Source organism: Macrococcus bovicus (genome assembly GCF_004359575.1).
GTDB lineage: Bacteria > Bacillota > Bacilli > Staphylococcales > Staphylococcaceae > Macrococcus > Macrococcus bovicus.
The window spans coordinates 71,793-91,527 of sequence record NZ_SCWF01000008.1 but is presented as its reverse complement, the minus strand read 5'-3'; the positions used below and the strand labels follow the sequence as shown (position 1 = coordinate 91,527).

Annotated in this window: 21 protein-coding genes, 3 tRNA genes and 1 rRNA gene; 3 read left to right on the top strand and 22 right to left on the bottom strand. The window is 45.6% G+C overall.

Annotation, left to right across the window (positions count from 1 at the left end; genetic code table 11):
• The 20 genes from ERX55_RS08200 to ERX55_RS08110 form a co-directional block, all read right to left on the bottom strand.
• A 16S ribosomal RNA gene (locus ERX55_RS08200) occupies window positions 1-109 on the bottom strand; the annotation flags it as partial.
• Between the two features lie 162 nt (window positions 110-271).
• Window positions 272-345 (bottom strand) — tRNA-Gly (locus ERX55_RS08195).
• Between the two features lie 21 nt (window positions 346-366).
• Window positions 367-450, bottom strand: a tRNA-Leu gene (locus ERX55_RS08190).
• A 108-nt stretch (window positions 451-558) separates the two neighbouring features.
• Window positions 559-630: transfer RNA gene (locus ERX55_RS08185), tRNA-Glu, on the bottom strand.
• 78 nt (window positions 631-708) lie between these two features.
• Window positions 709-1,149 (bottom strand): SprT family protein, encoded by a 441-nt coding sequence (locus ERX55_RS08180; RefSeq protein ID WP_133452086.1) that lies wholly within the window; start codon window positions 1,147-1,149, stop codon window positions 709-711.
• Window positions 1,146-3,290: a Tex family protein gene (locus ERX55_RS08175; protein ID WP_133452085.1), complete on the bottom strand. Its 2,145-nt coding sequence runs from the start codon at window positions 3,288-3,290 to the stop codon at window positions 1,146-1,148. Before ERX55_RS08175 ends, ERX55_RS08180 begins: the two co-directional genes overlap by 4 nt.
• Window positions 3,291-3,352: 62 nt before the next feature.
• Complete coding sequence (gene sigB / locus ERX55_RS08170) at window positions 3,353-4,129, bottom strand: RNA polymerase sigma factor SigB (RefSeq protein WP_133452084.1); 777 nt, start codon at window positions 4,127-4,129, stop codon at window positions 3,353-3,355.
• On the bottom strand, window positions 4,104-4,577 hold the full coding sequence (rsbW, locus tag ERX55_RS08165) for an anti-sigma B factor RsbW (protein WP_133452083.1): 474 nt from the start codon (window positions 4,575-4,577) through the stop codon (window positions 4,104-4,106). The genes sigB and rsbW overlap by 26 nt, the downstream gene beginning before the upstream one ends.
• A gap of 1 nt (window position 4,578) precedes the next feature.
• Entirely contained in the window at window positions 4,579-4,902 is a 324-nt protein-coding gene (locus ERX55_RS08160; protein ID WP_133452082.1) for an anti-sigma factor antagonist, read from the bottom strand.
• Window positions 4,903-4,990: 88 nt separating this feature from the next.
• Window positions 4,991-5,989, bottom strand: a complete 999-nt coding sequence (locus tag ERX55_RS08155; RefSeq protein WP_243721486.1) for a SpoIIE family protein phosphatase — start codon at window positions 5,987-5,989, stop codon at window positions 4,991-4,993.
• 75 nt (window positions 5,990-6,064) lie between these two features.
• Window positions 6,065-6,406, bottom strand: a complete 342-nt coding sequence (locus tag ERX55_RS08150; protein ID WP_133452080.1) for a type II toxin-antitoxin system PemK/MazF family toxin — start codon at window positions 6,404-6,406, stop codon at window positions 6,065-6,067.
• Complete coding sequence (locus ERX55_RS11455) at window positions 6,407-6,550, bottom strand: hypothetical protein (RefSeq protein WP_165983752.1); 144 nt, start codon at window positions 6,548-6,550, stop codon at window positions 6,407-6,409.
• Between the two features lie 59 nt (window positions 6,551-6,609).
• Window positions 6,610-7,740 (bottom strand): alanine racemase, encoded by a 1,131-nt coding sequence (alr, locus tag ERX55_RS08145; RefSeq protein ID WP_133452079.1) that lies wholly within the window; start codon window positions 7,738-7,740, stop codon window positions 6,610-6,612.
• A 13-nt stretch (window positions 7,741-7,753) separates the two neighbouring features.
• A complete protein-coding gene (gene acpS / locus ERX55_RS08140) occupies window positions 7,754-8,101 on the bottom strand; it encodes a holo-ACP synthase (RefSeq protein WP_133452078.1) in 348 nt (115 codons plus the stop codon).
• Complete coding sequence (locus ERX55_RS08135; RefSeq protein ID WP_133452077.1) at window positions 8,098-8,571, bottom strand: PH domain-containing protein; 474 nt, start codon at window positions 8,569-8,571, stop codon at window positions 8,098-8,100. Before ERX55_RS08135 ends, acpS begins: the two co-directional genes overlap by 4 nt.
• The gene (locus tag ERX55_RS08130) at window positions 8,558-10,030 is read right to left on the bottom strand and encodes a PH domain-containing protein (protein WP_133452076.1); all 1,473 of its coding nucleotides are present in this window, start codon (window positions 10,028-10,030) and stop codon (window positions 8,558-8,560) included. Before ERX55_RS08130 ends, ERX55_RS08135 begins: the two co-directional genes overlap by 14 nt.
• On the bottom strand, window positions 10,023-10,499 hold the full coding sequence (locus ERX55_RS08125) for a PH domain-containing protein (RefSeq protein WP_133452075.1): 477 nt from the start codon (window positions 10,497-10,499) through the stop codon (window positions 10,023-10,025). The genes ERX55_RS08130 and ERX55_RS08125 overlap by 8 nt, the downstream gene beginning before the upstream one ends.
• Window positions 10,500-10,590: 91 nt before the next feature.
• Window positions 10,591-12,066, bottom strand: coding sequence for a degradosome RNA helicase CshA (gene cshA / locus ERX55_RS08120; RefSeq protein WP_133452074.1), 1,476 nt, complete (start codon window positions 12,064-12,066; stop codon window positions 10,591-10,593).
• Window positions 12,067-12,232: 166 nt separating this feature from the next.
• Window positions 12,233-13,570: a UDP-N-acetylmuramoyl-tripeptide--D-alanyl-D-alanine ligase gene (locus ERX55_RS08115; RefSeq protein ID WP_133452073.1), complete on the bottom strand. Its 1,338-nt coding sequence runs from the start codon at window positions 13,568-13,570 to the stop codon at window positions 12,233-12,235.
• A 5-nt stretch (window positions 13,571-13,575) separates the two neighbouring features.
• Window positions 13,576-14,646, bottom strand: coding sequence for a D-alanine--D-alanine ligase (locus tag ERX55_RS08110; protein ID WP_133452072.1), 1,071 nt, complete (start codon window positions 14,644-14,646; stop codon window positions 13,576-13,578).
• Between the two features lie 153 nt (window positions 14,647-14,799).
• Here ERX55_RS08110 and rodA point away from each other — a divergent pair, with 153 nt between their 5' ends.
• Entirely contained in the window at window positions 14,800-15,954 is a 1,155-nt protein-coding gene (gene rodA, locus ERX55_RS08105; RefSeq protein ID WP_133452071.1) for a rod shape-determining protein RodA, read from the top strand.
• A 12-nt stretch (window positions 15,955-15,966) separates the two neighbouring features.
• Here the strand turns inward: rodA and ERX55_RS11565 are convergent, their stop codons facing one another.
• A complete protein-coding gene (locus ERX55_RS11565) occupies window positions 15,967-16,101 on the bottom strand; it encodes an Lmo0850 family protein (RefSeq protein ID WP_229713250.1) in 135 nt (44 codons plus the stop codon).
• Window positions 16,102-16,261: 160 nt separating this feature from the next.
• Between ERX55_RS11565 and cls the strand changes: the two genes are divergently transcribed.
• On the top strand, window positions 16,262-17,746 hold the full coding sequence (gene cls, locus ERX55_RS08100; RefSeq protein ID WP_424960686.1) for a cardiolipin synthase: 1,485 nt from the start codon (window positions 16,262-16,264) through the stop codon (window positions 17,744-17,746).
• A gap of 155 nt (window positions 17,747-17,901) precedes the next feature.
• Complete coding sequence (locus ERX55_RS08095; RefSeq protein WP_133452069.1) at window positions 17,902-18,519, top strand: HD domain-containing protein; 618 nt, start codon at window positions 17,902-17,904, stop codon at window positions 18,517-18,519.
• Between the two features lie 31 nt (window positions 18,520-18,550).
• On the opposite strand, the gene ERX55_RS08090 is transcribed toward ERX55_RS08095, so the two are convergent.
• Window positions 18,551-19,699, bottom strand: a complete 1,149-nt coding sequence (locus tag ERX55_RS08090; RefSeq protein WP_133452089.1) for an NRAMP family divalent metal transporter — start codon at window positions 19,697-19,699, stop codon at window positions 18,551-18,553.
• Window positions 19,700-19,735: the final 36 nt, after the last annotated feature.

Sequence of the window (19,735 nt, the reverse complement as noted above, 5' to 3'; positions counted from 1 at the left end):
CGTCCGCCGCTGACTTCAGAGGTGCAAGCACCTCGTCTGTCCGCTCGACTTGCATGTATTAGGCACGCCGCCAGCGTTCATCCTGAGCCAGGATCAAACTCTCCATAAAAGTGTTTGATAAAGCTCTTTGATTAGTTAAGCCAATCACTCTTTAACATTGTACAAACTCGGCTACGCGAGTTTGCGAATGCGACTAGCGATTAAAATCGCAGTCTTATTTGGAATTAACGTTGACATATTGTCATTCAGTTTTCAATGTTCATTAATTTAATGGAGCGGGTGATCGGAATCGAACCGACAACATCAGCTTGGAAGGCTGAGGTTTTACCACTAAACTACACCCGCATATAAATTTTTAAAAAGTAGTGCGGTCGAGAGGAGTCGAACCTCCACGGGTATTACACCCACCAGATCCTTAGTCTGACGCGTCTGCCATTCCGCCACGACCGCTCGTTAGCAGATAACTTTTATATTGTCTTCTGTTTTAGCGACAAGATTTATTATATAACCTTCCTACTTTAAAGTCAACACTTTTGTTTAACTTTTTTTAAAAGATTATGACCCCTACGGGATTCGAACCCGTGTTACCGCCGTGAAAGGGCGGTGTCTTAACCGCTTGACCAAGGGGCCTGTTGTTTTAGCAACGAATACTATCATAAAACGTTTCACAGCGGATGTCAACACTAAAAAAAGAATTAGTCAGTTTTTTTATTCACTGACTAATTCCAGTTTTCCACGGCATTTGCCGCACCTGTATTTCTCGGTGTTTATCCGTCTTTTACGCTGATAGAGCATGGTACACTGAGCGCAGCGATAGATCAGGTAATGATCATTCGTAACAGGCGCACAGTATCTGGGAGCGCTTGTCTCATTGCAAAGTTTCCTGAAATCCTGGTCCCGATGTCTATACCCCTTTCCCTCCAGATGCAGATGATAGTGGCACAGTTCATGTTTGATGATATCTATTACCGCTTCTTCACCATGGACTGCTAACTGCTTAGGATTGATTTCGATATGATGACTGATAAGCATATAGCGTCCCCCTGTTGTTCTTAAGCGCCGGTTAAAATATGCCTGGTGTCTGAAAGGCCGGTGAAAAAATTCCTGTGATATTTTAATCACAAGCTCCTGCAGTTCGTTATCTGTCATTGAGGGTCTTTCATCGTCAGTCCTACTTTACCTTTTTCGACGTCTACTGTCTCCACCCAGACTTCCACTATATCGCCGACGCTGACGACATCTGTCGGATGCTTGACGAAGCGATCAGAAAGTTTGGAGATATGAACAAGACCGTCCTGTTTAACGCCGATATCTACAAAGGCACCGAAATCGACTACATTTCGGACTGTGCCGGATAGCTTCATGCCTTTCTTCAGGTCTTCCAGCGACAGGACGTCAGATTTCAGGAGTGGCACCTCATAATCGTCTCGCGGGTCGCGCCCGGGTGCAATCAGCGCTGTGATGATATCCTGCAATGTCATCTCCCCGATGCCGATAGCCCGCGCCATGTCAGCAGTATTGATTGTCTGCAGTTTAGCCTTAAGCGTATCGGTTCCGAGCTCATCAATATGACTATCCAACTGTTCAAGCAGCCGATAAGTGGCTTTGTAGCTCTCGGGGTGAATGGCAGTCTGGTCAAGCGGTTCTGAACCATCCATTATTCTCAGGAAACCGATGCTCTGCTCAAATGTCTTAGCACCTAAGCGAGGAATCCGGGCGATTTCCTTATGATGACGGATCGGCCCGTTCTCCTCCCGGTATTTGATAATATTGTTGGCGACTGCTGTCGAAAGACCTGAAACGCGCTGCAGGAGCGGCAGAGAAGCGGTGTTGACATTGACACCGACCTGATTGACAGCTGTCTCTACGATAAAGGACAGTGATTCTGTCAGCGACTTCTGGTTGACATCGTGCTGATACTGACCGACACCAATTGATTTCGGATCAATTTTTACGAGTTCACTGAGCGGATCCTGGACGCGACGGCCGATTGACACCGCGCTTCGTTCCTCAACTTTGAAGTCAGGGAATTCCTGACGCGCCAGTTCGCTCGCTGAATAGACAGAGGCGCCAGCCTCATTGACAATTATGAACGCTGCCTTCAGCTGATGCTTTTTGATCATCTCTGCGACAAACTGCTCTGTTTCCCTGCTCGCTGTCCCGTTACCAATGGCAATGAGCTCAACCTGATAGCGGCTCACCATGTCTACAAAGATTTTTTCAGCCTCTGCCTTCTTGTTGACCGGTGGATGTGGATACATGACTGACTTCGCTATAAATGTGCCGTACTCATTGATGACGGCGAGCTTGCAGCCCGTGCGGTAAGCGGGGTCAACACCAAGTATCACTCTCCCTTTCAGCGGAGGCTGCAGCAGTAAGTTTTTCAGGTTGACCGAGAATATCTCAATGGCCTGCGCTTCCGCTTTCGCTGTCAGTTCACTGCGGATTTCCCGTTCGATTGAAGGTAAAATCAGTCGTTTCAGACTATCAGTGATCACTTCGTCATACAGGGCATCATTCTGTGTCGTCTTTTTAACGAACTGTTTCTTGATATAACGCTCCTGACGCTCAAGGTCATGCTCGATAGAGACTTTGAGGATGCCTGATTCCTCCCCTCGATTGATGGCAAGGGTCCGATGAGGAACGACTTTACTGATACGTTCACTGTAATCATAGTACATCTCAAAGACCTGCTTCTCGTCTTCTGCATTTTTCTTTTTCTGTGAGTGGATTTCACCGTAATCCTGTACAGACTTCAAGATGGCTGCCCGGTATTTCGGATCATCTGCGATCACTTCCGCTACGATGTCCATCGCCCCTTTCACCGCCTCCTCCCACGTCTTCACTTCGTCGTTCAGATAACGTTCAGCTTCCGCGCGGCTGTCAAAGTCCTCAAACTTCAGCAGCTTATCAGCAAGCGGCCCTAGATTTTTACGCTTCGCTTCTGTCGCCCGGGTTTTCTTTTTCTGCTTGAACGGCCGGTATAGATCCTCTACACGCTGAAGTTTCGTCTGCTTCTGAATCTCTGTTCTCAGCTCTTCAGTCAGCAGTCCCTGTGCGTCAATGGATTTAATGACATCTTCTTTCCGTTTCTGCAGGGCTGCCATATAATTGTATTCGGTCTCAATCTCCTTGATCTCCACTTCATCAAGCCCGCCCGTCATCTCTTTTCTGTAACGGGCGATAAATGGGACGGTATTCTTCTCTTCCAGCAGATTAAGCACGGCTTCTATCTGTCCATTTTTATAAGGTAACTTCTCTATAATCAAATTGATGATTGCTTTCTCCATCTTCTCGCCTCCAGTCCCTATATTTTAACATAAAAAAAGACATATGCCTGTCCGGCATATGTCTAGTTCCCTTCCTGGGCAGCTTCTCTCAGCTTCTTGATAGCTGTGCGCTGAAGTCTTGATACGTGCATCTGACTGAGACCGACTTTCTCGCCTGTTTCCTTCTGGCTGAGACCTTCAATGAACGTGCATTGAATAATTTCTCTTTCACGGTCTGACAGAATCGGCAGGATTTTCGTTAGAATCATCCGCTTCTCAGTTAAATCGTAACCTTCCTCCTGCTGTCCCATCACATCAAGCAATGTGACAGTGGAGCCGTCCTTATCCGCTTCAATAGAATGATCGACACTGAGCGCGTTATAGCTCTGACCCATCTCCATGGCTTCCAGAACTTCCTCGTCCGTGACTTCAAGGTAATCAGCGATTTCCTTGATCTGGGGAGAACGCCCGAGCTGATTAGTCAGCTCATCCGTCGCTTTCTTGATTTTCGGTCCGATTTCCTTGATGCGACGCGGAACATGCACACTCCATGTCTTGTCACGTAAGTATCGTTTGATCTCACCGATGACAGTCGGCACAAGAAACGCCTCAAATTTCCTTTCAAAGGAAACATCAAAGCGATTGATGGCACCGAGTAACCCGACCATCCCTACTTGAACCAGGTCTTCGTGATGACTCTGTCCTTTAGAATAGCGATAGGCAAGTGATTCCACGAGCTTCTTATAGTGTTCAACGAGTGTGGTCTGTGCCATTTCGTCCTTTGTTTCCTGATAAAGCTTGATCCAGGCATTGATCTGCTCTGGAGAAATGTCATTAAATGATGTTGACTCTCTCGCCATCAGGTTGCACCTGCTCTCCCGCTATATACTTAGTCATGCTGATTGTGACACCGGCATCTTTCTTCACGTTCACTTCATCCATCAGAGATTCAATCAGGAACAGCCCAAGCCCTCCTTCGCGAATAAAATCAACGTTCTCATCTTCTTTATAAGGACCCAGTTCTGATTTCGTCTTCTCATAATCAAAGCTCTGCCCTGAATCTGATACAATGACTTCGACTTTCTCATCAAAGATGACATAACCGACTAATACATCACCTTTTACTTCACCTTTGTAAGCATGCTTGATAGCATTAGTGACGGCTTCAGAAACAGCGATTTTTGAATCTTCGATATCGTCATATGAAGCGCCTGCTCTGTTCAGGATACCTGATAATGTCAGACGGACAAGTCCCACATATTCAGCTGAAGCCGGAAAACGCATCTCTACATAATCATAGTTCGTCATATTAAACCTCCGTCTCCGCATTCACGTGCATGAGTTCTTTTAAGCCTGTAATATCGAATAATCGTTCGATACGGCTGTTAGCCCCTAACACATAAAGTTCATGATTATGTTTATTGAGCTCTTTTAATGTTCCGACGAATAAGCCGAGACCTGTTGAATCCATGTAGCTGACATCTGAAATATTCAGGTGGATGTCATGCGTCCCTTTCTGGTGTAAAGGCTGGAGAACAGCAAGCAGTTCAGGTGCTGTATAAACGTCCAGTTCTCCTGCGACTTTGATTTCATAAAATGTATCATGTTCGATGGTCTCAATATTCAAGTTCATTCCATACACTCCTAGTTACCCTATAATTTTGTCCCATTTATATACATAAAATTCAATTTAAAATACCCTTTATCTGAATCGCTAAACATTAATTCACTCTTTTGATAAGAAGAATCGTCAGATCGTCGCGCTTTTTAGGGTCCTGGATCTTGATCAGTTCCTCATAGACCACTTGCACGATATCCTGCGGATGCAGATGTTTGTATGTTCTGATCAGTTCAAGTAAATCGTCAGTACGAACAAACTCTCCTGACAGGCGCCGGATTTCTGACAGACCGTCTGTAAACACCAGGATCATATCACCCACATTGATATCATGTTCTTCCTGATCATAGCGCGTCGTTGGATTGACGCCTAAAACGATGCCGCGTGCACCCATCTCTTCAAAGCTGTCCGTCTTTTCGCGGTAGATATAGCCTGGTTCGTGCCCCGCGGAACTATAATAGAACTTGCTGCTGATTTCTTCATATAATCCGTAGAACATCGTCACGAACATATTCTGATTGACATTCTTCTCCACCACACGATTAAGCCGTTTTAATCCATCACTCGGCAGCTGTGAGTGTCCATATGAGTCCATACCGAATTTGATCATACTCATGGCAAGAGCAGCCGGAATTCCTTTACCGATGACGTCTGCGACAGCGAAACTCATAGTGCCGTCGTGATGATCGATCAAGTTGTAATAGTCGCCGTTTACGCGCTGGGCCGGCACACTGATCGCACCGATTTCAATGCTGTTCAGTTTAGGAATCTTCGTCTTCAGCATCATCGACTGCAGACTGGCTGCAATGTCCATCTCTTTATCATGTGCTTCCATCTTTTTGACCAGTGATTTGTAGTCGCGGTAAGAGAAGCCAAATCCGATAATCATCTCCAGTAATACATCCATTGACAGCTTCATCTCTTCAGCGGTCAGTTCTTTTTCAAGTGTTAAATCTTTATGTAAGGAAACAATTTCTTCCGGAGATATGTCGTTTTCAATCGCTTCAAAGCTCAGGTTCTGAAGGCCATCCAGATCCTGTTCATTTTTTGATTCGATATAACGATCCAATATTTTTTCGTAATTAACGATAAGTTCATCTATATGATTCATTCCATTTGCCTCCTTTCCAACTAAAAAGACTTTAGTCACCCTAAAGTCTATGCTAGCACTTTTAATTCATTGAGAGAGTCCAAGGCTGATGGCCAGCGCCTGATTCACTTCACTCATTTTTTCTTCAGAGAGAACAGTCAGCTTTTCAATCAGTCGATTTTTATCAATCGTTCTGATCTGTTCAAGCAATATCACCGAATCCTTATCCAGATGATGGTTGGTCTTGCCGATCTCCACATGGGTCGGGATCCGTGCTTTATTGATTTTCGCTGTGATTGCGGCCACGATGACTGTCGGACTGTATTTATTCCCGACATCATTCTGAATAATGACAACAGGACGCTTACCGCCTTGTTCCGAGCCTTTGACAGGTGACAGGTCAGCCAGAAAGACTTCGCCGCGCCTCATTTACTCACCATCATCAGCTAAATCGTACATTTCACTCTTTTCACACACTTCACTTTCAAGATCGAATTGCTCATAAGAAATGATTAAATTAAGTTCAGCCATGGATTCATAGCCTTCAGCTAATAATTGATCAAATTTCTTCATGATTAACCTCCTCAGTAAATCAACATTATCATATCAAACGCATATAAAAAAAACTACTTTTATTTTAACAATGTATTCTTCACTGTTGATTGTTCATCTGTATGATAAACACGCGGCAGCCTCTGTCCAAGATTACAGAGCACTTCATAGCTGATTGTTGACTGCTTCTCCTCTACTGTCTCCATCGATTGACGCGTCCCTGGCTGATGATCAATAATAATCACTTCATCTCCCAGTCTCACTCTATCCGATACACGGATCATCGTCTGATCCATACAGATACGGCCGACTATCGGTGCATCTTCCTCTCCCACTCTGACTGCATAGCCCGACATCGAGCGCAGAAGTCCGTCAGCATAGCCGATAGGAAGAGTCGCAATGCGCTCATCCTGTTCTGCTTCGTAATGACTGCCATACCCGATTTTTGTACCGGCCGGCACGTCTTTAATGAAGTTGATGGCACTCGTCAGCTGCATGACCGGCTTCAAGTTCACAGTTGTCACTGTCTTGATGAAAGCTGATGGATAATAGCCATACACCGCAATGCCTAATCTAACAGCTGTACAGTCAGTCATATCATACCGGAGGGCAGCAGCTGAATTCTGGCTATGAATATAGCGCGGCTTCTCAAAGTCATTCACTATATCCATAAATGCCTCATGCGCCTTTTCAGCAGAATCATCATCCATGTCCGCACAGCTGAAATGAGTATAAACACCTTCGAATTCGAGCAGTTCATTCTGCTTCAGGCGTGATAACACACGCCCATATTCTTCTTTGTCACGTATCCCAATACGATTCATGCCAGTATCTAATTTCACATGGACAGTCAGTACACTATCCAGATGATGAAGGACTTCTTCCAGCCAGACTTCATCCGGTACAGTGACCGTTATATCTGAAGCGGCAGCCCGCTTGACATCTTCCGGCCTGATGACACCTAAGACGAGTATCTGTCCGTTAATATGGTTTTGCCGCAGCTCAAGTGCTTCATCCAGTGTCGCTACCGCGAAGAAGTCAACACCTTGTTTGCTGAGATGTTCAGCAACAGTCACCGCACCCATGCCATAGGCATTGGCCTTGATGACCGCAATTGTTTTCTTATCCGGATGCAGACCGGCCACAGCCTGGTAGTTATCATATAAATCATCTAAATTGATGTGGAGCACACTTTGACGATAATAATTCATTATTATCCTCCTCTTACTTTTCCTCTATTATAACGAATGCAGTCGCCACTGTGTGAGAATGTGCGATTGAAACATGCACTTTATAATCCGCATCTATTATATAAGGCTTGCCCCGCTCATCATTGAGACAGCAAATATCGTTAAAACGAAAATGCTGACCGATACCGGTGCCATACGCTTTAGCATAAGCTTCTTTGACAGCAAAACGGCCCGCTATAAAAGAAATCTGTCTGTCCTCATGGCTGAATGCTTCAAATATCTTGATTTCTTCAGGGTGCAGGATACGTCTGATGAACTTGTCAGACATCAGTCTGCTGATCCGTTCAATTTCAATCACATCGGTTCCTATTCCTACTATCATCTGCCTGCCCCCTCTAAACGATTGACTGCTTCGTCAATCACTTTCTTAATCTGGTCTGCTTCCGTACTATTGATCAGTTCAATACGGGCCGCGCCGCCCGCTGTTGTGACCTCGACACTTTTCAGGTTGAAGCGCTTCATAATCGGACCCACTTGTGTTTCAACATTCTGGATACGGACAAACGGAATGATTGTCTCACGTTTGATGAAGATGCCTGCACGTGTGAGGAGCTCTGTTTGACCCACTTGATATTCATACGTCCGGTAGGCAATACGGGGCTCTATCAGGATGAACCAGACCATCTGAACAATAATCAATGCTCCTGACAGCAGCACAGCCATGAACGGTATCCAGTCAAAAAAGAAATATCTGACAGCTATCAACACAGCTAATAACATGAGCAGAAGCGCTGTCCATATGGCATTCGCTATACGCCATACTTTCACAGCAGAACTATCAGCTTTCTTCATATTGTCTGACCTCCTTCTCTATAAACCAGTCATAAATACGTTCTGCATCTGTTCTTTCCACTAGTTTAAGTGATGCATCCGTAAAAAGCGAACCTGCTGAGACACGCAGCACAATAGAAGCAAGTCGTGCATTGTCCAGGAAATAATGATCAGTAACGTGGATGCTGATCAGCCGGTCTTCTTTCAGATGGTAGATCGAACTGGCAAAGAGTCCAGTCTCACGGACGGTTATCTGGTCATCTTGAATCACATAACCTGAATAACGGTACCGCATCCAGCCGGCAATAAACGTCAGAATCAGCAGGGCGATTCCGACCATCCATGCCTGGTTGAAAAAATAATACTGCACAAGCGCTGTGGCAATGATAATCACTAACCAGTGCCACTGGATATAACGTCTTAACGAGCGCCTAGGGATGACGCGGTCCACTTCATTATAATAATAATCCGGAACAAGCTGCGCCATCACCGCCAGTCCTTCCTTACGTTTAATGAAAGGCAGGACTTCAATCTGCCCGAGGACATTCTCATCTTCTGATTCCAGTGCCGCATCACTCGTAATCGTTACCCGGAAGCTTGTATAACCGAGCCACTGTCTAAGAAAGGACTTCTTCTCCTCTACTGCCTGAATCTGTTTGACGATGACAATACGTTCCTTGACTTCAAAGAGACCATACCGGATTCTCAGACGTTCTCCGTCATAAGTCAGTTCGTAATTAAAGTATTTCAGTGCAGTGACAAAGATACCGGTGATATAGCTCAGCAGCAGAGCCATCATCACGAGGAGGGCTATTGAGGAAAAGCTCGAACCGATTTCCTGCTGTATCGGAGCCAACCGGTCACTGATATGGAGAATCTCATCGACTTGTGAGTACAGCCCGAAGACAACCGCGAGTACTGTCCCCATCGCCCCGCTCGTCACACTCATCAGCATGATATCTTTTAATTGCAGCCGGTAATAGGATTCAAAGGCTGGCGCCTGATGGACCTCCTCTACAGTATCACCCAGATTGTTTTTGCGAGTTTCAAGATAATGGGTCAGCTCATCTGCCGCCTGTTTCGAGATGCTGTCCAGTTTAACACCGTCACCCGGTGTCTTAATATCCAGGATCACCCCTCCGAATAGCTGATTGACGATGTTACGCGTCGTTTCAACTGACTGAATACGCGCGATATAGAGTTCCTTCGTAGAGACTGAAAGAATGCCGTTTTTAACAAATAATTTATCATCTGAGATCCAGTATGTGGTCGTCAGCGCTTCAATTATCCCCAGTACAATACTGACGACAGCGAAAATAAGCAGGATGCCCGGAAAAATCAGGTCACCGATATCATTCAGATTAAAGCCATTCTTCAAGAAAAGAAAACCGGCGAGAACGACTGTCAGGACATTATCTTTGACGGATTTGAATATCTTTGAAAGATAGGTGATAGGATGCAGGCGTTTAGGCTCAGACATAACTGCTCACCTCCTTGATCCGTTCTGTAATCAGTCTGGCGATATGAAGTGCCGTCTCTTCATCAACATAAGGCAGCGCAACAGATTCCCCGCTGGTGATGACATTGACTTTAGACAAGCGGAGGCGCTTTGCAATCGGTCCTGTACTGATCATGACGTACTGCACGCGGTCCATCGGAATAACCGAGCGCTTATGCCAGAATAGACCTTGTGACAGCTCAATCGAGACCTGATTGACTCTATAGGCTGAATAGCGATAACTGACAGCGGGCGCTATCAATGCGAAGAGAAACATCAGAACAGGACAGATATAAATAACAAGCAGCTGATCATACCAGTCCCAGTGAATAATAGCGTAGTGAATACCAGAGGCGATGAGTAAGAGCAGTGCTGACATCATCAGATAATGATACCTTTTGAGTTGTTTCACCTGTAAGGGCTGTTTAATCATTTCAGTTGTAGAACGCATGGCAAACCTCCTCTTTACAATCAATTATACCAAAAACAGGATATAGATGATGCCAAAAAAAGAGCCGCACTTATCAGTGCAGCTCTTCTTATTATTTCTTGTGGTCAGCAAATGTACGTCCTTTGAAATTCTTGGATTTACCTGCGGCCGGTTTACGACGACGGTTATCTTTAGAATCGCGGCTTTTGAAGTTACGGTTGCCACCGTTACCACCCCGACGGCCATATGATGATTTGCCACCTTTACGGCCAAGCGGTTTTTCAAATGTCAGCTGAACATCCACATCGTTATTAGATTGAATCAGCTCCTGCAGTAATGATGTCACTAACTTCACATCACCGTATTCTTCAATCAGACCTTGCGCGATTGTTTCAATACGTTCTTCTGATGGTTTAGCTACCCATTCCGCTACTTTTTTCTTAACTTCGCTCTCACGTGATTTCATCACTTCACCTGGTGTAGGTGGACGCAGTGCTTTCATCGTACGGTTTTTCTCTTTTTCGATCTGACGGATATAATCCATTTCAATCGGGTTGACGAATGAGATCGCCATACCATGCTTACCTGCACGGCCTGTACGTCCGATACGGTGTGTATAACTTTCGACGTCCTGAGGAATATCAAAGTTATAGACGTGTGAAACGCCTGAAATATCTAATCCACGTGCTGCAACGTCTGTTGCGACAAGGATATCGATGGAATCGTTCTTGAATTTCTTCAGAACTTCAAGACGTTTGGCCTGCGTGATATCACCATGCAGACCTTCTGCACGGTAACCTTTAGAAATAAGCGCGCTTGTCAGCTCATCTACACGGCGTTTTGTACGGCCGAAGACGATTGCAAGTTCCGGGCTGTGGACATCAAGGAAGTTCGTAAATGTATCAAACTTCTCTAGTTCTTTGACGATTGTGTAGAATTCGTCGATATCCGGATTAGAGTCAACGTTTGTCATCGTTTTAACTACGACCGGGTCATTCATGAACTTCTGAACAAGTTCCTGGATGGCTCTAGGCATCGTCGCTGAGAATAACAACGTCTGACGGTTCTCTTTCGGCAATTTATCCATGATAAAACGCATATCATCGATGAAGCCCATGTTCATCATTTCATCCGCTTCATCGAGAATCAATGTCGTTATCTGATCTGTCTTCAGTGTACGACGATTTAAGTGGTCAATCACGCGGCCGGGTGTGCCGACTACGATTTGAGGCTTTCTTTTCAGTTCGCGAATCTGACGGTCGATAGGCATACCACCGAAAATAGTGACAACCTGAACACCTTGTCCGCGGCCGAATGCTTTCAGCTGGTCTGCCACTTGGACAGCCAGCTCACGAGTAGGGGCGAGAATTAAACTCTGAATCCCTTCGTGATGCTTTACTTTCTCAATTAAAGGTATACCGAATGCACCTGTCTTACCTGTGCCGGTCTGCGCTTGTCCTAGTACATCTCTGCCAGCCAAAGTGTATGGAATACTTTCAGTCTGGATCGCTGTAGGTTCTGTAAAACCTAACTTCTCTAGCGATTGGATTGTAGGTTCGCTAATACCTAAGTCTCTAAATTTTTGCAAAATTATTTCTCCTTTTTCTGTTCGCTTGCTCTACGTGTGAATTTTCACTCTGCTCTCGCGTTAACTTCTCTATACTAACATCTAACTAAGTGAATAGCAAACGCATTTACCTGAAAATGAAAGGAAAAGAAAGGAAACTGTCTGTATTCAGACAATCTCCTTTCCGTTAAGCCAGTGCTTCTATAATTGTTTCAAGCTTCATACCACGACTCGCTTTGAAGAGTACTCTTGTCTCTGCATTCAATCGCGATCGCAGAAATTCTGTCACTTCTTCTTTCGTCCTGAAATAATGGGCCGGCACATATTTTTCTGCTTCTTCATAAATGTAGCGCGCTTCTTCCCCTGTCGCAACAAGCGTCATATCTTTTCCTGCAAAGTAACGGCCTACTTCCCGGTGATAATGTTCTGAGGCCGGACCGAGCTCCAGCACATCGCTGAGGACGATATACTTGCTGCCATCCATGGCATCCATTGTATCTATGGCCGCCTTCATGCTGGTCGGACTTGCATTATAAGCATCGTTAATCAAAGTGCTCCCTGCCGGTCCCGCTAATTTTTCCATACGCATACCGGTCATTTCAAGATGCGCGAGATTGCGGTTGATCTCTGCATCGCTTAACTTCATATAACGGCCGATGGTGACCGCAATCGCTGCATTTCTGACATTATGAAGGCCAAGCATCGGCAGTTCAAAGATTGATTCTGAGCTGCCTACCTTAAAGGAGATCACCTCATCCCGCTGCTGGATATCACGCAGCGGCAGATCATTATCAGCCTTGAAGCCGATAGACTGTTTTTCACCCTGGAATGTCTCAGCAAGCGGCTGCAGCAGTTCTTCGTCGCCATCATAGATGAAAAGTCCTGTCAGGCCTTCTGTAATCTCGAACTTAGCCTTCGCAATGCCTGCCCGGGAACCCAGATCACGCATATGACTTTCACCGATATTCGTGATAGCTGCAATATCAGGTTCGGCCAGCTGGGATAACAAAGCAATCTCTCTGAAGCCGGACATCCCCATCTCAAGGATGGACACTTCTGTGTCATCATCCAGCTGACAGATAGTCAGCGGCAGGCCGATTTCATTGTTATAGTTACCGATTGTCTTCTTCACCTTGAACTTAGACGAGAGCACACTCGCTACCATATCTTTAGTGGTCGTCTTGCCGTTTGAACCTGTAATACCGATCACAGTGGGCCGGACTTCTTTCAGATAGGACTGGCTGAGCTTCTGCAAGGCAATCAGACAGTCATCCACCTTGATCAACGGGACCTCCGGCGCATCTGCTACATCGTTCTGCCAGAAACTGACGGCTGCACCGCTTTCTATCGCCTGAGCGACATAGCGGTGACCATCTGTATTCCCGCCTTTAAAAGGGACAAAAAGAACGGCATCATCAATGAACCTTGAATCTATAGAAACGCCTTCCACTTTGATGTCTGCATATCTTTCGTCTATCGTTCCGCCGCACATGGCCGCAATTTGTTGTGCTGTTCTTTTAATCATCGTCATCAGTCCATCTTATATTTGATTTTCTTTTTCTCTGTATAACGTTCTTTCGCGAGTTCAATCAGTCGTGTGATCAGTTCGCTGTAAGAGACATTCATGTTCTCCCAGAGTAGCGGATACATACTGAACTTAGTGAAACCTGGCATTGCGTTTGTTTCATTGATATAGATGGTCTCATCTTCTGTGACGAAGAAGTCAGCGCGCACCAGTCCTGAACAGTCGGTTGCTTTAAATGCTTCGACAGCCATATTACGGAGTGTTTCAGCTGTTTCCTCGGAAATATCTGCCGGGATCGCCAGTTTGACTTTGCCGTCCTTATACTTCGCCTTGTAGTCATAGAATGCGACGTCCTTAACCACTTCACCAGGTAACGTCGTCTCAGGATGATCGTTACCGAGAACAGCTACCTCTATCTCACGAGCGTTGATGCCTTGTTCAACAACCAGTTTACGGTCGAACTGCAGTGCTTCCTCTATACCTTTAATGAGTTCTTCGCGGTCATTACACTTGGAGATGCCGACAGATGACCCTAAATTGGCCGGCTTGACGAAAACAGGGTATTCCAGCTTATTATCAACCAGTTCCAGAATATTCGTCCGGTATTTCTCATATTCACTTCTCAAGAAGCTGACGTAAGGAAGTTGTGGTAATCCTCTATTCGCGAATAACTGCTTCATGACCAGCTTGTCCATTGAGCTTGATGCCGCTAAAACACCGTTACCGACATAGGGTAAATCCAGCACTTCGAATAACCCCTGAATCGTGCCGTCCTCACCGTTCGGACCATGCAGCAGCGGAAAGAGGGCGTCATAAGGATGGCCTGTTGTCGACTGACTCAGCATCTCTGTCAGAGAAACAGAGCCTGAAGGTGCAAGTCGTAAAACTTCTGCATCATCAATTTTCTCTGTAATAGCTGGGCCTTTGACCCACTCTCCCTCATTCGTGATGTAGATCGTATCCACTGCATATTTCTCTTTATCCATCGCATTGATGACGGATTGGGCCGTTAAAATGGAGATATCATGTTCTGCACTTTTACCACCATAAATAATACAAATATTTTCTATTGTCATATTACGCCTCCATACAAATTGATAGTGCTATCTTATCATGATATGAAAGCATAGAACAAATCGCGATTGAAATTTCAAACATATTTCATTCTTTTTCTAACTTAAGTTATAATGGTTATTATTAATTCGCAGTAAGGAGAAGTGCTTACCTCTATGAAACAATGGCTAGAAAAGATTGACTGGTGGTTACTGGTACTGCTTATCGCTTTTGCAACAGTCAGTATTACAGTGATCACATCTGCAATGGCCGGACAGCAGTATGCAACCAACTTCGCAGAACGTCAGTTCCTATATTATATACTCGGTTTTATCATCGCGCTTTCTCTGATGTTTCTCTCGCCTAAGAAACTGCGCCAGTTTGTCTGGCCGATCTATCTAGTCGGCAACCTGGCTCTAGCAGGTCTTTTCATATTACCGGACTCCTCTTTCACGCCGATTATCAATGGTGCAAAGAGCTGGTATAGACTAGGACCGATCAGTCTGCAGCCGTCAGAATTTATGAAGGTCGTCCTGATGTTGGTGCTGGCAAATGTCATTTACCGTCATAACCGCTTCACCTTCAATAAGACGATCCAGACAGATTTCAATCTCATCCTGAAAGTGGCAGCGGTCGCACTGGTACCGATGATCTTGATTTTGCTGCAGAATGACCTCGGGACGACCCTTGTGTTACTCGCCATCATTCTAGGTATGATCATCGTCTCAGGTATCAGCTGGCAGATCCTCGTTCCATTCCTGCTCACAATCGGTGCAGCCGGGGCTACACTGATTCTCAGCATTCTCTATAAGCCCGTTCTGATCGAAAAAGGGCTAGGTATTCAGACTTATCAGCTGGGCCGTATCAATTCATGGCTCAATCCTGAAGCCTACAGTGAAGGTGATGGTTTCCACTTGATTGAATCCATGAAAGCGATCGGTTCCGGCGGGTTGTTCGGCAAAGGATTTAAGCACGGCGAGGTCTATATACCGGAAAACCATACCGATTTCATCTATTCGGTCATCGGCGAAGAATTCGGCTTTATCGGTTCAGTCCTTGTGCTGATTCTGTTTCTAGCTCTCTTCATCCATCTGATTCGCCTGGCACAGTATGCTGATCATCCGTTCAGCTCTCTCTTTCTGACAGGACTGATCAGCATGCTCATGTTCCACGTCTTCCAGAACGTCGGAATGACGATACAGCTCGTGCCCATCACAGGGATTCCCTTACCTCTCATCAGCTACGGCGGGAGTGCGCTATGGACAGTGATGAGCGGCATCGGGATTGCACTGAGTATCTTTTACCACAAGCAAAAAACCTCTGATTCGTAGGAATCAGAGGTTTTATTTTAATTTAACTGGGGCAACATGCGGTAATGTACGGATGACATCCAGTCGCGATTTTGTTCGAGTGATGTTGACGCCGAGAGTCGATAAAAGCGTAACGACATTTTTCATTTTATCCTGCTTATTCGTCATAGAGTTCTCTCCTGTCAATTGATTAACTTCATTCTAACTGAAACATTCCCTTTTTACCATAGGACTAAAGACTTATTTGTGTAAATTTTTTGAAAATATTATAGTTGTGAAGTAAAGTTTCAGAAAGGATTATAGTATAATAGGATTACTTAAAGGAGGGATCAGTCATTTGAATCATTTAATCATCAATGAGCTATCGAATATATATGCAATTGCTCTTTCTCTCGGCTTTATCATCAATATCTTCCTGGCCTTCGTCATTATTTTTCTGGAGCGGCGGACTGCGAGCTCTACATGGGCATGGCTTTTCGTTCTGTTCTTCTTACCGCTTCTCGGCTTTCTGCTCTATCTGTTTTTCGGCCGGAAAATCAGCCGGGAACAGCTCTTTTACTTTGATGAACGTGATAAAGCGGAGCTGGAGACCGTCATCAATGAACAGATTTACGCCCTAGACAATAACCTGCTCGTTTCACCGCCCAAAGAAGTCGTCAAACATAAAGATATGATTCGTATGCTGCTGATCAATCAGCCTGCCTTTCTGACGACCGATAACCGCGTCAGTGTGCTGACTGACGGTCACGACAAATTCGAGAATCTCATCGCTGATATCCTTGCAGCGAAAGAACATATCCATATCCAGTATTATATTTTCAAACAGGATGGCATCGGCAAGAGGATTATCGATGCACTTGAAGTGAAGCTGCGGGAAGGTGTGGAAGTGCGTATGCTTTACGATGATATGGGTTCGAGAACGCTTACCTTATCCAAATTCAAGGAATTCAAGGCGCTGGGCGGGCAGGTGGAAGCCTTCTTCCCTTCCTTCTTCCCTCTTATCAACTTCAGACTCAATAACCGCAACCACCGCAAGATTGTCGTGATAGATGGCCGTATCGGTTATATCGGCGGCTTTAATGTCGGGGACGAGTACCTGGGTCTGGACGATAAATTCGGGTACTGGCGGGACACACACCTCCGCATCGAAGGGGATGCAGTTAACGCGCTGCAGCTCCGCTTTATCCTGGACTGGAACTCCCAGGCGACCCGGAACTTTCTGCGCTATGAACCCCAGTATTTTCCGGATGTCAAAAGCGGCGGCGATGTCGGTATTCAGATTGCTTCAAGCGGCCCGGAAGAAGAACTTCATCAGATTAAATACGGCTACATCAAGATGATTTCAAGCGCCAAGGATTCCATTTATATCCAGAGTCCTTACTTCATTCCGGATGCCGCCTTTCTGGATGCCTTGAAAATAGCTATACTCTCCGGTGTTAAAGTGTATCTCATGATTCCTAATAAACCGGATCACCCGTTTGTCTACTGGGGGACAACCACTTTTGCAAGCGAACTCCTGAAAGTCGGCGGTAAAATCTTTCTCTATGAAGAAGGCTTCATCCACACGAAGATGATCGTTATCGATGACGAAGTGGCGAGCGTCGGTACCGCCAACATGGATGTCCGAAGTTTTGAACTGAACTTTGAAGTCAACGCCTTCATCTATGACGCCGGTGTCGCTTGTGAACTGCGTCATGCCTTTGAAGAAGACGTCAAACTCTCCAGTGAAATGACCATGGAACTCTACGAACAGCGTTCATTATGGATCAAGGTTAAAGAAGCGTTAGCGAGACTTATTGCGCCTATTCTTTAGGACAGGGAGCAGCACAACGTTAAGCAGAAACAGACTATGTGCAGCCAGTGTACCGTAGCTCCACATTTTTTCTTTTTTAGTCAATCCAGACATGTCTTCACCTCTTCTCATGGTTGTTACACTTTACCCATAAATAATATCAAAGGGGCATACTGATGATAAAAGAAACTGAACAATACGTGAAAGATTTTCATATGGGGGATTCATCCGGACATGATTATGCTCATATCGAACGCGTGAGAAAGATGGCACTCGCTATCGGCCGGGAAGAACAGGCTGACCTGCTGATTGTAGAAATGGCGGCCCTCTTACATGATACCGTTGACGATAAACTGACGGACGCTGTTACTGCCTGGACAAGGCTCGAGAACTTCTTCGATCAGATCGAGCTTAGCCCTGACAAACGGAATGCGATCAAGCATATCCTGAAATATATGAGCTTTAAAGGCGGTGTGAATGCCGGCAAGCTTGAAACGCTGGAAGGCAAAGTCGTGCAGGATGCTGACCGTCTCGATGCCATCGGTGCAATCGGCATCGCGCGGACATTCATGTATGCCGGCAAGTTCGGCGATATCATGTATGATCCCCTGATTCCTCCGCGAGACCTGGAAGAGGCCGACTACCGTGAAAAAACACATGCCATCAATCATTTTTACGAGAAACTCTTCAAATTAAAGGACTTGATGAACACTGAATCAGGCCGAAAGATGGCGGTAGAAAGACACGAATTTATGGAGACATTTATCACTCAATTCAAAAAAGAATGGCAATAACAAAGAGCTGACTTTGACAGTCAGCTCTTTGTTATTGGTTCCATAATTCTACCAGACTCTGAATGGACAGGAAGCCTGCACCTAGCGTGACAAGGACTGCAAGGATACCGAACACAAGCATCCATGTCGGGTGCTTATAGTCACCTACAATCGATTTTTTCCGCGATGCAATCAGAATCGCTGTCAAGGTGACCGGTAGTATCAATCCATTGAATGCCCCTGCTAAAATCAGCAGTTTGACCGGTTTTCCGATAAAGACAAATACAATCGTCGAGAAGACGATAAAGCAGATGATGACGATATTATTATATTTCGAGAAAATCGGATGGAAGCCATTCAGGAATGACGCACTCGTATAAGCTGCACCGATAACAGACGTCAGGGCCGCCGCCAGCAGGACAAGTCCGAAAACCTTCGGCCCGATATCTCCTAACGCGTACTGGAAAGCAGATGCCGGCGGGTTATCTGCATTCAGTTTAACCCCTGTTGAGACGACACCGAGTACTGCAAGAAACAAGAACAGACGCATAAATCCTGTTGTTAAAATCCCTAAGTTAGCTGCACGTGTAACAAACGGCAGATTTCTCTGGCCGACCATACCATCTTCAATTAAACGATGCGCACCGGCAAATGTGATATAACCACCGACTGTTCCTCCGACAATTGTAATAATCGGCATCACGAGGGCTGCCGGATTCTCAGGTGCAACCATGCGATAAGCTGCTTCAGCGTATGGCGGATTTACTTTAATCATCACGATGCCCACTACTAAGAGCATCAGCGCCCCCAGTATCTGTGTGATGACATCCATCACTTTCGCCCCGCCCTTAGAACTGAAGATTAAAATCGCGAGGAGGCCCGTGATCACCGCGCCCACTTTCACATCCAGTCCGAACAGTGCATTAAAGCCGAGACCAGCTCCTGCCACATTACCGATGTTGAAGGCCAGACCCCCCAGAACAATCAGAACAGAAATAAATGTCCCTAAGCCGTTCACCACTTCATTGGCTACATCCTGGCCACGTTTTCCTGTCACAGTCAGCACGCGCCAGATATTCAGCTGTGCACCGATATCAATGATAATACTGACCAGGATCGCAAAGGCAAAACTGGATAAGAACTTCTCTGTAAAGACGGTCGTCTGCGTCAAAAAGGCTGGTCCAATCGCTGACGTTGCCATCAGGAAGATGGCACCGAATAGCAGGCGTCTTTGTCC